General features: G+C 47.4%; 11 protein-coding genes. 7 read left to right on the plus strand and 4 right to left on the minus strand.

Features of this window, described 5'->3' with window-relative positions; translation table 11 throughout:
* Positions 1 to 59 precede the first annotated feature (59 nt).
* The 4 genes from proB to A3842_RS10430 form a co-directional block, all read right to left on the minus strand.
* Complete coding sequence (gene proB / locus A3842_RS10415) at positions 60 to 1,163, minus strand: glutamate 5-kinase (protein ID WP_074087671.1); 1,104 nt, start codon at positions 1,161 to 1,163, stop codon at positions 60 to 62.
* 531 nt (positions 1,164 to 1,694) lie between these two features.
* Positions 1,695 to 2,606 carry a LysR family transcriptional regulator gene (locus A3842_RS10420; protein ID WP_074101323.1) on the minus strand — a complete coding sequence of 304 codons (912 nt, stop codon included), beginning with the start codon at positions 2,604 to 2,606 and terminating at the stop codon, positions 1,695 to 1,697.
* A 133-nt stretch (positions 2,607 to 2,739) separates the two neighbouring features.
* Positions 2,740 to 3,192 carry a hypothetical protein gene (locus tag A3842_RS10425; RefSeq protein WP_074101324.1) on the minus strand — a complete coding sequence of 151 codons (453 nt, stop codon included), beginning with the start codon at positions 3,190 to 3,192 and terminating at the stop codon, positions 2,740 to 2,742.
* Positions 3,193 to 3,582: 390 nt separating this feature from the next.
* Positions 3,583 to 4,536 (minus strand): hypothetical protein, encoded by a 954-nt coding sequence (locus tag A3842_RS10430; protein WP_074101326.1) that lies wholly within the window; start codon positions 4,534 to 4,536, stop codon positions 3,583 to 3,585.
* Positions 4,537 to 5,138: 602 nt separating this feature from the next.
* Here A3842_RS10430 and A3842_RS10435 point away from each other — a divergent pair.
* From A3842_RS10435 to A3842_RS10470, 7 genes are all read left to right on the plus strand, one after another.
* Complete coding sequence (locus tag A3842_RS10435) at positions 5,139 to 5,540, plus strand: hypothetical protein (RefSeq protein ID WP_083606823.1); 402 nt, start codon at positions 5,139 to 5,141, stop codon at positions 5,538 to 5,540.
* A 484-nt stretch (positions 5,541 to 6,024) separates the two neighbouring features.
* Entirely contained in the window at positions 6,025 to 7,449 is a 1,425-nt protein-coding gene (gene leuC, locus A3842_RS10445; RefSeq protein ID WP_074101328.1) for a 3-isopropylmalate dehydratase large subunit, read from the plus strand.
* Positions 7,450 to 7,476: 27 nt separating this feature from the next.
* A complete protein-coding gene (gene leuD / locus A3842_RS10450; protein ID WP_074087676.1) occupies positions 7,477 to 8,079 on the plus strand; it encodes a 3-isopropylmalate dehydratase small subunit in 603 nt (200 codons plus the stop codon).
* Between the two features lie 177 nt (positions 8,080 to 8,256).
* Positions 8,257 to 9,870, plus strand: coding sequence for an N-acetylmuramoyl-L-alanine amidase family protein (locus A3842_RS33585; RefSeq protein WP_074101330.1), 1,614 nt, complete (start codon positions 8,257 to 8,259; stop codon positions 9,868 to 9,870).
* A 162-nt stretch (positions 9,871 to 10,032) separates the two neighbouring features.
* Entirely contained in the window at positions 10,033 to 11,472 is a 1,440-nt protein-coding gene (locus A3842_RS10460; protein WP_074101332.1) for an N-acetylmuramoyl-L-alanine amidase family protein, read from the plus strand.
* Positions 11,473 to 11,583: 111 nt separating this feature from the next.
* Positions 11,584 to 12,243 carry a GerMN domain-containing protein gene (locus A3842_RS10465; protein WP_074101333.1) on the plus strand — a complete coding sequence of 220 codons (660 nt, stop codon included), beginning with the start codon at positions 11,584 to 11,586 and terminating at the stop codon, positions 12,241 to 12,243.
* Between the two features lie 81 nt (positions 12,244 to 12,324).
* Positions 12,325 to 15,078 (plus strand): S-layer homology domain-containing protein, encoded by a 2,754-nt coding sequence (locus A3842_RS10470; protein ID WP_178382330.1) that lies wholly within the window; start codon positions 12,325 to 12,327, stop codon positions 15,076 to 15,078.
* Positions 15,079 to 15,234 lie beyond the last annotated feature (156 nt).

Here is a 15,234-nt window from a genome sequence, read left to right on the forward strand (position 1 = left end):
TCCTAAAAGTTTTTTAAGTTTTACACCCTGGAATCAGGTTCGGAAAACGCTTCGAGCTGTTAACGCAAGGTAATCCATTCATCACGGTGAATAACCTCCAGCCGGTGGACTTCACCCAGCATCGGCACGATCTGACCGCTTGGCAGTCCCTGAATACTGCGGAGCTGGGTGTCGTCATAGTTCACAATTCCCCGCCCAAGCAGCTTGGCGTCAGGTCCAAGGACTTCCACAACATCCCCTGAATGAAAATTCCCTTCAATCCGTTTTACACCAACTGGCAGCAGGCTATGCCCGCCATGGAGAAGTGCTTCCACCGCACCTTCATCCACATACAGAGAACCAAGAGGAGTGGACATGAAGCCGAGCCACTGTTTCTTCACGGGTAAGGAAGAAAGGGTCGTTGCAAAGTAAGTGCCTTTTCCGTTGCCATCGGCAGCCAACTTCAAATCTCCGGGCTCGGTTGCTCTGCCTATGAAGACGGGGACTCCGCCTCGAGTGGCGATTTTGGCAGCATCGATCTTGGAACGCATGCCGCCAGTGCCGACACTGGAGCCCGCGCCTCCGGCAAAGGCATAAATCTCGGGGGTAATCTCCTCCACACGCTCATAGCGTATGGCCGCCGGATTCTTGCGGGGATCACCACTGTATAAGCCATCCATATCGGTTAACACGAGGAGATGGGAGGCTTTTAGCAGATTTGCCACCAGGGCTGATAAGGTATCGTTATCGCCGAATTTCAACTCATCTACCGAAACGGTATCATTTTCATTAAATACGGGAACAGCTCCTTGCCGCAGAAGCTCCTCTACCGTCATCACTGCGTTGTTCATTGCCCTCCGGCTGCAAAAGTCGGTTCGGGTCAGCAGAATCTGCGCAGTGGGAATGCCGTGCTCCGCAAAGGCTTCCTGATAGGCCTGCATCAGCATCACCTGGCCGACCGCAGCGGCAGCTTGCTTCTCATGCAGCAGCTTGGGCCGCGACGGATAGCCGATGCCCCGGAATCCGGCGGCTACGGCACCGGAGGTAACTAGCAGTACTTCACACCCGGCTTTGCGCAGTCCGGCAATTTCGGCAGCAAAGAAAGCTACTGCTTCACGGTTCAATCCACCCTCAGGTCCGGTGAGCGAGCTGCTGCCGATTTTGACCACGATTCGTGTTGTCAATGTGGTTCACTTCCTTCTCAAATTTACATCTATGTCACGCTGAAAACGACAAAAAGCCCCCATCCTTAGACTTAGCAAAGGACGAAAGCTTGGTTAACTTCCGCGGTACCACCTTCATTGATGAGGGTTCATCCGACTTCATTCTCATAACGGGAGTTTCCGTCCTGCAAGGGCAGGCCGCTCGGGGGTAGGATTCGGAAAGGACAACCGCGGTAAATTCTCCCAGCCTGCCGGAATTTACTCTCTGATCACGGATAATCGCCTATTCGTACTGGTCCCGTCTGCACGTTTCACTATTTGTCATTTAGAATAACACGCAAATGTCGGGTTTGCAAAGTGCGCGAGCGTAATATTTTTTACCAGTGAAGACATTAACAAGGTTGACGAAAGCACAGCCCATTGGACGGATGATCAGAACCGCCTCATGAATTAGCATAATTTGAGTATATAGACTGTGGACGAGCCTTCCCGGCTCATTTATGAGGCCGGAAGGCTCTTTTCATAAGAATGCATACGCTGATTGCTGGTTGGCTACTCATCGGAAAGATCTTTGACGGTTGTTTTGAAGGTCTCTATAAAGGCTTCTGCTGCTTTGGATAAATAGCGTCCGCGCCGGTAGGCAACCACCAACGTACGGCTGGGTACCGGCTCGGCCAGGGGTAAATAGACGGGAACGAACTCACTGCGTGGTGCCCTGGCGATAAAATGGGGGACGAGCGTTACTCCCATTCCGGTAGCGACGAGTGATTGAACGGTCTCCATATTATTACTCTCAAATACGATACGCGGCTCAAATCCGGCTCCCCGGCATAATTCGACAGTCATTTTACGAAAGCCCTGGCCTTCTTTTAGAACAATGAATGGCTCATCCTTAAGCTCCTCCAGAGAGGTGCGAATCCCCGCTGCACTCCTTGAAGCGAAGGGGTGCTCTGGCGGGACGGCCAGATCGATCCGCTCTTCACCCAGCACTTCGTAGGCGAGTGTCGGGATCTCCAGAGGCAAGGAAAGCAGGCTTAAGTCCGTTTGACCGCTGGCCGTGAGTTTTTCCAGATTCATGGAGGAGTCTTCGAGCAGCGTGATTTCAACCTCGGCGAATTTGCTTTTGAACACAGGCAGCACATGCGGCAGCAAATGCGCACCGGTGATGGGCATGCTCCCTACAACTACATGTCCGGTCCGCAACTGGGAGATATCCGACATCTCCTGCCGTAATAGCTCTACAGCATCAATAATCGTCTGCGCCTGCTCCACAAATTTCTCCCCAGCATGAGTAAGTTCCACTGAGCTGGTATTCCGCTGAAAAAGAAGAACGCCCAGCTCCTTCTCAAGCTTCGAAAGCTGCTGGCTGAGTGAAGGCTGAGCGATATGCAGCTTGTCTGCAGCACGGGAAAAGTTACGTTCTGCTGCTATCTGTAATGCATATTGCAGCTGTCTGAGTTCCATAAACAGATTCCACACCTTTAAATAGATTGTTACTTATAAGTATAACCTATAAATATTGTTATTAATATAAGTGGTATTGCCAAAAGGGATTACCGGAAGTAGGAAAGCCGATGCTCAACCCCAATGGTATCCATTAGCCTGCAACTGCAATTCCAGAGAAGCATCTAGCTCCCAAAGTGACACCATAATTTGTAGTCACGCTTATGATATATCGGATTTGACCTGCGAGCACATCGGCAGAGGGAGGGAAATCAACAGCTGTAATACCGGCCATCTCATACGTCAGCTCCGTCATCGATTGAGACGCTGGCTTTTGATAGACCGTAGTAAAGATAGGGATCGAATTCCGGATGATTGTAAAAGTGGCATCCGGAACGATCGTAGGGTTGGACGAGATAGCCATAGTCAGACGGGCATAGGCATTAAGCGTCACACGCACCAAACTTACATTACCAGGGGCAATACCAGCCGTCTGCAACCCAATATCACCAAAAATATAGGGGAATGAAGAAGAAGATAATGAAGCGCCCGGCTGATCCGTAATACTGTCCTGGGAAATCCGCATATCTAAAAACTGAATGCTCATTTGTTATTCACCAGTCCTCTCATGTAGTTGACACAGCTTATGAGAGGGGATGATAGAGTGCTTGGACAAAATTAAATAAATACGAGGGGCCATCTTGCTGCTTATAGGTCAAGCCTATGGCTTTTATAGAATATATCAGGCAAAAACCCTTTGATATACTAGGTATTGCAGGGGATCCGGCAGCAGAAAGCTTGTCCGTATAAGATGCATCAATGATGATGATGTGATGAACACGGAACCGGCTGAGGAACTGGGATTCAATGACCGACATTACTGACGAATTAAGTCAATGGCCATTTATAAACTGGGAGGTATGCTGGGTCTGATGATCCTACTGGAGGATTAGGGGAGAAAGAGCAGTTTTGATTGATTACACTGCTCTTTCTTATCTTAATTTGTTGGTACTGGTTCTGTAGCTGCTTTTGATATTTCTCTCCATTTTGAAATTGCTTTACTGGTAGGTTCTAATAAAAAATTCAAATTATCAATTCTTTTTTGCATAATCTCCTTTCGATTCTTCTCAATTTCAAGATATGAATTTGTCCCTTTAATATCATCAAGTGTAAATTGTCTGTACGCCGCACCACCAATTAAATCCTGTGAGTTCCTTATTCCTCTAAAAGGATAGACCTGTTGCCCCGTTTCTTCACGCATGTGAGGGATATGCAGATCCAAAAAGTAAACTTGTAATTTGTAGGTGAATCCGTTTGCATAGGTGACGGGTTGAAAAGGTCTTTCTGATTTGATTTGAAGTAATGCGTCTTTAACCTCAAATATATTCCAAATCAAAGTTTCTGTTTCTGGAGGACTTACAGTATCATTAATTTGATTTTTGAAAGCTTCACACTTTTTTTCAATTAAGTCAGAGTAATAAATCAAATTAGACTTCGCTTCACTTCTATATGTCGGAAATTCTGTTGAACGTGCAATGAGTGTTTGAATAAAAACATTGACACCGTAAACCAATGCAGTCAATGCTTCAAAAGAATTTTTTTTCGCAATTGCATTTAGTAAGCCTGGAAGCAACAGATGAACACCAGCAATCAATTCGTGATCTGCCTTATTTGGATTGTAAGCATAAGTAACAAGGTATGCTTTTAAATTTGCTCCTAAGCCAACTAATTGAGCTACATCTTGATCCAAAAATGCTTGGTCAATCATTTCATGAATACTAACTTTCAAGTCCTTTATTGCATCAGCAAATTTATCCTCACCGCCTTTATCGAATAAAGTTGCTGCCAATTGTGTTGCAATTGCGGCGCCAATACCTTGGCCAAATGCAACCTCAGCCGCTTCAGCCCCCTTTTGAATAGCTGGTCCCCATTGAAAATCTTCATCTGACATAATAGTCACCCCATTTTTTAAAGGTATTTTGGCATTAATTCATGAGAAATATTAATCCAAAATATTCATGTCCGCTCCATGTCCACAGCACACATTGACTCTCCGCTCAAATCCGTAGTATGCCAGCAGCATACACTGAATATTTTGAAATCAGTGACAAGCGCCTCTATGGGCGTTATGACGGCCAAGTACCACTTGGCTCAGTACACAAGGGTGCTTCACATATAACCTATCTGCCTTGTGCAGAAAAGGACTTGACTCGCTAAGTTGAATCATGGCCTGTAATAAGCCGTATCGCTTCCGGCTACAGGAGCTTATATCCGATGTGCTCACGGATAAATGAACGCAAGAAGAGGTATGCTGGCAACCTTTAATAATGGGTTTGGTGGTGTACGGTATTCATTTTCCCAAGTGTTTGCGAATATGGGGTGTAAACTGTTCTTCTTTATTTTATCCGAAGGAGTGAGTGAAATGGAGATAAGGTGTCTCCGAGAGCGCCTGAGAAGGTGATTTGGGAAAAAAATCCAGTTTGCATTCATTTCTCAATAAAAGATACCGATATTTAATGATAAATAAAATCTATTGGAAGAGGATGTGGAAGCATGCGTATTAACAATTCTAGTCCTAGCGTTTATTATAGTAACCAACGCAACAATCTATCAAGTAATAAAGATTTGTTTGAATCAACGCTACTCGTACAAACAAATGAAAAGAAAGAAGAAGAAAAGAAAGACAAACCGGTAGAAAAAAAAGGGCACCTGGTTACAGCAAAGGAAGGCGCTTATATTAGACAGTACATTGTTAATTCAGACGGATCAAAGGTTCTATTGAGTGAAATAAAACAAGCTGAGAACGAGTCTACAAGTACAGAAAACAATTCGCAGCTACTTTTCAATTCTAAAAAGAATCAGAATGTTGAAGACGGAATGAGTAATAATTCAAAGGAATTAGTAAGTCTGTTAAATCAACAAGTAGGTAATATTGATCATCCAAAAAATAATTAATTGAAAATTGAGTTGTTAAGTTTATTACTAAAATGATGGGCATTCCTTAATTTTTTTCTTGGAGTGTCCTTTTTTGTGCCGTGGTGGGTTTATTGGTTGCTGTTCAATCCGAGGTGGTTTTATGAACGAGGTACAGCCGATCCGGGACATTGCTGGCATAATCCAGATATGAAATTATCTGAAGGTGAGCAGCTTTCGAAATAATATTTTCTTCTGCATGGGCATTCACAGCAGCCTACGCGTTTCTGACCTGCTGCAGCTTAAGGTGGGATCGGTCAGGGATCAGTTGCATATCAATTATGTGGCGGAAGCGGAAGGAATTCATCAATATTCCTCTATTCTTATCCAGACTTATAGGCTCCACCTATGGCTTTTATAGAAATCATATCTTGGAATTATAAACGTGGCGATGTTATATTTAGAGCATTCAAGAGAGACTCCACTTTCTCTTCCAATGAACGATTCTACTATATGAGGTGAAAACATGGGCAACAAGACAATGTTTGAAAAGATTTGGGACAATCACGTAATCCATCAGGAGGAAGGCAAGCCAAGTATCATTTACATCGATCTGCATCTGGTGCATGAGGTTACTTCCCCGCAGGCCTTTGAAGGACTTCGTCTCAGCGGCCGCCAGGTTCGCCGTCCGGGTCTTACTTTTGCAACTATGGATCATAACGTGCCTACCAAGGACCGCTACAATATCACGGATCCTATTTCCAAGCAGCAGATCGATACCCTGTCGCAGAACTGTCGTGACTTTGGTGTAAGACTGTTCGATCTGAATGATATTGACCAAGGTGTAGTGCATGTAATGGGTCCGGAAATCGGATTGACTCATCCTGGTAAAACCATCGTCTGCGGCGATAGCCATACCTCCACACACGGGGCATTCGGCGCGTTGGCTTTCGGAATTGGTACCAGTGAAGTAGAGCATGTGCTGGCCACCCAGTGCCTGCAGCAATCGAAGGCCAAAACGATGGAAGTCCGCTTCACCGGCAGACGCAATCCCGGTGTTACTGCCAAGGATATGATCCTCGGTGTGATTGCCAAATACGGTACGGATTTTGCTACCGGCTATGTTATCGAATATACAGGCGAAGCGATTCGCGAACTGTCGATGGAAGAGCGCATGACCGTCTGCAACATGTCGATCGAAGGCGGGGCAAGAGCCGGTCTGATTGCGCCGGATGAAACTACCTTCAACTACCTGCGCGGACGCCAATACGTGCCGCAGGGTGAAGCTTATGAAGCTGCCGTTGAAACCTGGAAAGGGTTTGTCAGCGACGAAGGTGCAGAGTACGATACGATTGTTGAATTCGATGTAGAGACTTTGATTCCGCAGGTAACCTGGGGAACCAGCCCGGGTATGGGTACGGATATCAGCTCCACTGTGCCGAATCCGGCAGATTTCACAACAGAAAATGAACGCAAAGCCGCTGAAAAAGCGCTTGAGTATATGGATTTGGTGCCAGGAACACCGATTTCCGAAATCGGCATCGATTATGTCTTCATCGGATCTTGCACGAATGGACGCATTGAAGATTTGCGGGCTGCCGCTGAGGTAGCCAAGGGACATAAAGTGTCTAATCAGGTTACTGCAATAGTGGTTCCGGGATCTGGACGCGTGAAGCTTCAGGCCGAGAAGGAAGGGCTCGATAAAGTATTCACAGAAGCAGGATTCGAATGGCGGGAAGCCGGCTGTAGTATGTGCCTGGCTATGAACCCGGATGTTCTGCAGCCTGGACAGCGCTGCGCATCTACCTCGAACCGTAACTTTGAAGGACGTCAGGGACGCGGCGGACGCACGCATCTGGTTTCTCCTGCTATGGCGGCTGCGGCTGCGATCAAGGGTCACTTTACTGATGTCCGTGACTGGAACTACAAGACGGAAGCCGTCAACGCATAGAACTTGAGAGAGCAGGAGGATATAATCATGGATGAATTCAAGAAATTAACCGGAATCGTTGCCCCGGTGGACCGGGTAAATGTAGATACGGATGCTATTATCCCTAAGCAATTTTTGAAACGGATCGAACGTACGGGGTTTGGACAATTTCTGTTCTACGAATGGCGTTTTGATGAAGCTGGAAATGATAATGCGGCATTTGAAATGAACAAACCCCGCTATAAAGGGGCTTCGGTTCTGATCTCCCGGGCCAATTTCGGCTGCGGCTCCTCACGTGAGCACGCACCTTGGGCGATTATGGATTACGGCTTCAGAGTCGTGATTGCACCTTCGTATGCGGATATTTTCTATAACAACTGCTTCAAAAACGGTATTCTGCCGATTAAGCTCTCAGAAGCACAGGTAGATGAGCTGTTTAAACGTACGGCAGAGCATGAAGGTTATCATTTGACGGTAGATCTGGAAAATAACCAACTTAGTGATGATTACGGCCTTAGTATTACGTTTGAACTGGATGAGCACCGCCGCCAGTTCCTGCTGCAGGGACTGGATGATATCGGGCTTACGCTTCAACATGCGGATGAAATCGCGGCCTATGAGGAGCGCCACGCGGCTAAGCTGTTTTCTTAAGAGAAGTCAATACGAAAACTTTACAATATTTACACAAAACTTCTATTTCCGGGTGTCGGAAATAGAAGTTTTTTTGCTATAATCGATATATTCATTGCCGGAGAAGGCAACTTTTGGAGTTTTCTGTCGTCTTAATCTTATCTATGTATTTATCATTTGCCAGAAGGAGAGGAAAGGATGAGAAAAGCCGGACAACGGGTGCTATTTCTATTGCTGCTGCCACTGCTACTGCTATCATTCGCCGGCCATGATGCCGCTGCTGCCGGGAACAGCACGGGCAGAATTGTAATGGACAACAAGGAGTTAGAGCTTCCCAAGGGAATTAACCTGGAAAACGTAAATGGAAGCGTTATGATTCCTATCCGTGTGGTGGTTGAGAATTTGGGATTTGAGGTGCTGTGGGAGCAGAAGTCACATAAAGTCACCGTACAGCAGGATGGGAAAAGCGTCCAACTGGCTGTAGGCAGCAAAACAGCCGAAGCTGATGGAGTGTCTCTGCCACTGAATGCAGCACCGAAACAAACCCGTGGCACAGTGCTGGTGCCTATCCGTTTTGTCAGCGAGCAGTTTGGCCTTAAGGTTGGATGGGACAACAGTGACAAAACGGTCTATTTGAGTGGCGGAATAACTGGCGAACCAGGCAGTTCAAGCGTTCCACAGCCGACTGCAACACCAATTCCAGCACCAACACCAATTCCAGCACCGACATCAATTCCAGCGCCAACACCAACATCACAAGCAAGCCCCGTCCCTACAGACGGTCAAGGGACAGGCGGAGATATTGTAACCGGAGTGATTGCACCTACACCTACCCCTATTCCGGGAAGCGCGGGTACCGTGGCTACTACGCCTCAGGTAATGGGCGCTGTATTCAGCGAGAACAGGTTAATCATCGCAGCGGCTGGGGGAGCCAAGCCTTCTGTGACCAAGATTAGCAGTCCGGACCGCATCATCATAGATTTTCCCGGCGCTGCATTTGCATCCGATTTTGTCGGGAGCTTTCCTGGTGTTTCCACCAGCGGGAGTCCACAGGGCAAGCTCGATGTAAGCGGCTATCCGCTGATTACCGATGTGAGATATGCACTATTCAGTGTAAGCCCGCCCACTGTCAGATTTGTTATACAAACCGTTGGCAGCCAGCCGTATAAAGTCAGTACGGATGACAGCACAGGGCTAGTAACCATTGATTTGAATACTGGGAGTATTGGAACCCCGACCACAGGAGGAACCGGAATCACCGGGAAGCCGATAGTCGCCCTTGACGCAGGGCATGGCGGGTCGCAATCCGGTGCCGTCAGCTTGACGGGCAAACTGGAGAAAAACTTTAACCTCGCTGTGATTCAAAAGGTAGGAGCACTGCTGAATCAGGAGGGACTGGTTACCGTTGTCTACACGCGAACCACGGACAGCACACTTGGACTGCAGGACCGTGTAGTGATTGCGGAAGCGGCAAAGGCTAATTTGTTTATTTCCGTGCACGCCAATTCTTTACCTGCCGATTATCCGAACAAAGACAAGGTCAATGGCAGTGAGACTTATTATTCACGGACGGAAAGCTTGCCTCTCGCTCAGATCATGCATAAGCATCTGGTAGCTGGAACGGGCTTTAAAGATAATGGGGTAAGAAATAAAAGTCTTCATGTTACTAGAGAAACGAGTATGCCTGCTGTATTACTGGAGGCAGGCTATCTTACCAATCCAGGTAACGAATCGGCGCTTTACAGTGATCTGTTAGAGGATAATCTGGCCCGGGAAATCGTTGCCGGAATCAAGGAGTATCTCGGATTGTAGAGTGGCCGCCTCGCTAAATTGAGGTAAGGAAATGTGTTTTAGTATGGCAGATATTCGCAACTTTTATGGGCAGCCGGAGTCTAATGATTGTCGAAGGTTGTCAGTCGGATTGTCAGCATGAACGCTTTTTTAGGCGGAATACTAGATTCTTAGAGGTGAAGAATGAAGAAATTTGCTTTTATGCTGTTGCTGCTGCTCTTTGTACTGGTTCTGCCGGAGCAAGGACATGCCGCCTCCGGGACCAGCAAGATTTTTCTGGATGACAAGGAGCTCACCGCAGGACAGGACGTTTCTGTTGAGAATGTAAACAACTCTATCATGGTACCGCTTAGGATGATTGCCGAAAACCTTGGATATAAGGTGGACTGGGATCAGAAGAGCAAGACGGTTACGATTGAACAACAGGGCAAGACTATTAAGCTGATTGTGGATCAGACAGCGGCATCCGTAGATGACAAGACCATGATTCTAACAACAGCACCGCTGCTCAGGAGCGACACGACACTGGTGCCGATCCGGTTCATCGGAGAACAGTTCGGCCTTACGGTCAAATGGGATAACACAGCCAAGGTTGTAAATCTTATTACCCCGGAAATACCTGAGAGTAACAATGATTCAGGGGGAAGTACGGTAGACGGCGGGAGCGGTGTAGTCGTACCTCCGGCAGATCCGACGGCCGATTTAACCATGGTTAATGGCGTCAGCTTTAGCGAGAACAGGCTGAGCATTGCAATGGATGGAAGTTCCCAGCCGAAGGTGTCCAAGGTATCCGGACCTGATCGGATCGTGATTGATTTGCCAAACGCCACATTCTCGGATGCATTCGGGACAGGCCAGGTTCTTGACCCGAATTTGAACGGCAAACTTAGTGTAACCAATTATCCGGATGTATCGGGCGTTCGCTACTCGTTATACAGCACTAATCCGTATACGGTTCGTTTTGTAATTGATCTGAATCAAGCCAAAAACTATAGTGTTGATGTGTCAGGAGATACCTCCAAGCTTGTCGTTATTGATCTGAATGCACAAAGCACAAATGACACTGCGACATTGCCCGGCAATAGCGGACGTAAGCTTGTAGTGCTGGATGCAGGCCATGGAGCCAAGGATTCAGGCGCAATCGGGGTAACTGGAAAATATGAGAAGAACTTTAATCTGGCAGTGATACTGAAGGCTGCTGCGTTGCTGAAGCAGGAAAATAACATCGATGTCGTGCTAACCCGGAGTGATGATACATTCCTGGAACTCAAGGATCGGGCAGGCATGGCCAATAATCTCAAAGCGGACCTCTTTATTTCTGTACATGCCAACAGCAGTGCTTCATCAGTATCAAGTGGATCGGAAACCTATTTTCAACGGGATGCCAGCAAGGCGCTGGCGAACGTAATGCATAAGTATCTTGTCCAGGCAACCGGATTAAGTGACCGGGGTGTCCGGTATGGGAACTTTCACGTCATACGTGAAACGACTATGCCTGCCGTACTGCTAGAAGTCGGTTACCTGAGCAATAAAGGCGATGAATCCCTGTTGTTCTCTGAGGATCTGCAGAATAAAGTAGCTGCAGGGATTGTCGCCGGTATTAAGGAATATCTCAAATTATAGCAGCAGTCAAGCGGCAGAGCAGGGCCGCAAAGTCAGCTTCGGCCGTAGCATCAGGTCAAAAAGGCTTTGCGGCCCTGTCTGCCCATATTCATCCAGAGGGGGTAATTGTTGATGAACAAGAAATGGACCTATGCAGGTATTTCAGCTTTGCTTTTGCTTGTGATCGCTGGATGCGGCGATAAACCTGCAGCAGCACCGGCTGATAACGCTGGACAAGATTCCACAACGGTCGTGAACGGCGCTGGCAGTACTGCTAAAAGCACCAACGGAGGCAGCGAGGACGCTATAGCCACTGCAACCGCTCAGCCGACCGCAGAACCTGCTACTCCTTCGCCCGCAGCGACAGAGCAGCCCACTGCACCCGACAAAAAGAGTCTGAACATATCCGTGTATTTCACTGATCCTCAGCAAATGGAGCTGGTCCCCGCTAAAGCTGACATAAGCTATGCAAATGATGTGGAGAAGTACAGTGAAGCTTACAAAGCCCTGCAGAGCAGCACCAACCCTGACCAGATTCCTTTATGGGGTAAAATTGAACTTAAATCGCTTAAATTTGCGGACGGCCAGATTACGATGGACATTCATAAACCGGATGAAGCCCAGCTTGGTGCTGGCGGTGAGGCTTTTGCCATTAGCGCACTGGCTGAGACCCTGTTTCAATTTAAAGAAGTGAAGAGTATAGAGGTTCTTGTAGATGGCGAAAAAGTTGAAAGTCTCATGGGCCATGTGGATCTTGAACATCCAATGACCAGAGAAAACAGCGGTTTGTAAGGAAGATGCAGGAATAATCCGGTTAACCGGAGAAATGATTTACTAGTATTTTATATGATCCACAGAGAGGGGAATAACCTATTGTCCGGGCAAAAAAGGTCAAAACGTTCTATTCATACTTATTCCAGCAAAGCGGCAACCGTAATTCTGGCCGGCACGATGGTGCTTGGCGGAGCAGCTTCCGCGTTTGCCGACACGGCTGCACCGGTGACAACCTCAGTAGTGACTAATGTAACTGCTCCGGCAGCGGCAGCAGGAATTTTTACTGACGTGAAAAGCGGCTTTTGGGCCGAAAAACATATTTATAAGTTGGCCTCTCAAGGGATTGTTGTAGGGAACAACGGTCTGTTCCGTCCGGGGGATTCCGTTACCCAGCAGGAGGCGGTGCTCATGGCACTCCGTTTCATGAAGTTGCAGGGCAATGTGAATACCGGTACCGATGTTGTGCTTCCGACAGATTTCAAAGTAACCAATTACTATAAGCCATATGTAGTCCTTGCTTTCCAGCAGGGGTTGCTGGACAAGACGGTGGAAATGGCTGCCGATAATCTGAAGACCTCCTGGGGGGAACGCAAGGCCAGCCGAGAATGGGTAGCCGAGCTTCTGATCCGGGCACTAGGCAAAAATGCGGATGCTGCTGCTGTATCCAGTCAACCGACCGGGTTTGCCGATGACGCCAAAGTTACTGCGAACAAACGGGGATACATTAAGACCGCAGTGGATCTGGGTCTAGCCAATGGTCTGGACGGTAACCGGTTTGACCCGCAAGGTGCTGTGACCCGTGCGCAGCTGGCTACTTTCTTCAGCCGTGCAGAAGCTCACAATACATTGGATTACGATAATACCGTCAAAGGCAGCATCAGTGCCCTTCAGAACGGCAAGCTGTCACTATACAATAACGGGAGAACAACTGTATTCGATTTGACTTACAGTACCGCCTATTTTACCAGTACTTCAGAAACTAGAATCAATTTCAGTGACATCAAGCCTTATACCAAAGTGACTGTTATCGGTGCTACCTATAATGCCGCTTATGTAGAAGTAACAGATCCAGCTCAGCAGGTTCAGACCATTGAAGGCGTATTTGCCAAAATCACACCGGGTACAATCTGGCTGGATTCTCCAACCGGATATGATCAGTACAGCTATGATGGAAGCACCTCCTTTGTGGATGTGAACGGGGCAGTAATTACCCCTGCCTCCATTACCGCTGCCAGCAAAGTTTCCCTGCTTCGGGAGACCTATAGTGGTGCAGGCAAGCTGGTTAAGGTACAGGTAACCTCGGGTATTGTGAACAAAACAGCGACCGGAACCATTCAAAGCGTCGATACTACAGCCAAGAGCATTACATTCAAAACAGCTGATGGGGCAACGGAATCCTTCAAATGGGAGGATGGCACCACCCTGTTCAGCTCTCAAAGCTCGGTGCTGCTGCCAGCCGATCTCAAGGTGGGGGCTTCGGTCAAATATTCTGTTAAGGATAATATGATCCGGTCCGTAGATGTGACTTCAGGGGTAGAACGCACCGTGCAGGGTACGATCACTGAACTGACCAGCTCCACAGTGGTCTACAAAAAATCTGATGGCACGCGTGAAGTGAAGCTCCTTGGATCAACGCCAGCCATCGTAATTCCAGGTGTTACCACTCCTGTCATTGGTGATCTGATCGCTGACGCCTCTGCCGGAGATAATGTGCAGATCACTTTGAACAGCAGTGACCAGGTGACGAAAATTGAAGTTCTGAGCCGCCAAATTGATCAATTCACTGGTGCGACAGTGGTTGATTATAGTGTGAAAACCCAACTGCTGACAGTTATGGACAGTAGTGGCAAAGCCCATCTGGTGAAGCTCGATACCACTACAAAGCTCGCTTCAGATGGAGTGGCGAATACTTCGTTAACGAATATGGGATATGCACTGACCGAAGGCCGCAAAGTAGATGTTGTGGCTGCTGGACAGCGAGCCATTTCTGTGGAGACGAGCAGCAAATATGATGGTACACTGACCGCTGTGAGTACAACCAATAAAACAATGACGATAAAACTTTCCAATGGACAGCTCCTGACACTGCCATATCCGCAGTCCGTGGACATCTATGGCCGCTCTAATTTAGCAATCACCGATGTGGCTCTTAACAGTGCGGTAACTGCCGTACTTGCCGGTAACCAGAACGTGGTTTCAGTTCTGCGGGTGAACTCTTCTGTCCAGTTCGAGATTATTACCCTGGATGCAGCCGCAAACAAGCTGGGAGTAAAATGGTCGGGAGGGACATCCGAATTGTACACCCTGACACTGCCAATGACAGGCGACGCTGGACAAAGCATTAAGATCAGTGATTTGAAGGTTGGAGACTTTGTGAATGCCTCATTTAATGGCAGCACACCGCTCTCTCTCCAAGCGGTTAAGCTTAGTACGGGTCAGTTGACAGCTGTGAATGCTAGCACAGGAACATTAACTGTGAAGGATTACAAAGCGGGTACTCAGACCATCACGGCGACTGGTGGGGTCAAGATTATCCGTGACGGGTCTACTGCAACTACGCTCGGCTCACTTACTACTGCAGATCGTGTGGAAGTGCGCAAGGACTCCGATGGGTCCACTATTATTCGTGTATTGAGCCAGCAGTCACATGCCTTCTCGCGATACGAGAGCGGAACGAATGAGATTTTGGTAAAACGCGCAAGTCTTGACGATAACAATTACCGCTTTGCGCTGGGTGCAAATGTATATATTCATCAAGGTGACACGACTTTATCCGTGCAATCTCTCAAAGAAAATGATAATATTATAATGTATTTCAATAATAATATTCTTGTTGAGATAGTGAAACAATAAGTGCTTGGTGATTTTCCGTGTGAAACACCGTCTTGATTCAGGCGTTTTGCCTGCATCAAGACGTTTTTTTTGAAATATACAGCTGGTGATGTGTTCGTTAATAATGTATGAACGTGTACGTTACAATACATACTTTGCTTATATTTCTTTACAATT

Source organism: Paenibacillus sp. P3E, assembly GCF_001909045.1.
GTDB lineage: Bacteria > Bacillota > Bacilli > Paenibacillales > Paenibacillaceae > Paenibacillus_AQ > Paenibacillus_AQ helianthi.

Coding starts and splice junctions, on each gene's coding strand:
- A3842_RS10420 (WP_074101323.1), bottom strand. CDS start 2,606: ATGGAACTCAGACAGCTGCAATATGCATTACAGATAGCAGCAGAACGT.
- A3842_RS10465 (WP_074101333.1), top strand. CDS start 11,584: ATGAACAAGAAATGGACCTATGCAGGTATTTCAGCTTTGCTTTTGCTT.
- A3842_RS10425 (WP_074101324.1), bottom strand. CDS start 3,192: ATGAGCATTCAGTTTTTAGATATGCGGATTTCCCAGGACAGTATTACG.
- A3842_RS10460 (WP_074101332.1), top strand. CDS start 10,033: ATGAAGAAATTTGCTTTTATGCTGTTGCTGCTGCTCTTTGTACTGGTT.
- A3842_RS10430 (WP_074101326.1), bottom strand. CDS start 4,536: ATGTCAGATGAAGATTTTCAATGGGGACCAGCTATTCAAAAGGGGGCT.
- A3842_RS10435 (WP_083606823.1), top strand. CDS start 5,139: ATGCGTATTAACAATTCTAGTCCTAGCGTTTATTATAGTAACCAACGC.
- leuD (WP_074087676.1), top strand. CDS start 7,477: ATGGATGAATTCAAGAAATTAACCGGAATCGTTGCCCCGGTGGACCGG.
- A3842_RS33585 (WP_074101330.1), top strand. CDS start 8,257: ATGAGAAAAGCCGGACAACGGGTGCTATTTCTATTGCTGCTGCCACTG.
- leuC (WP_074101328.1), top strand. CDS start 6,025: ATGGGCAACAAGACAATGTTTGAAAAGATTTGGGACAATCACGTAATC.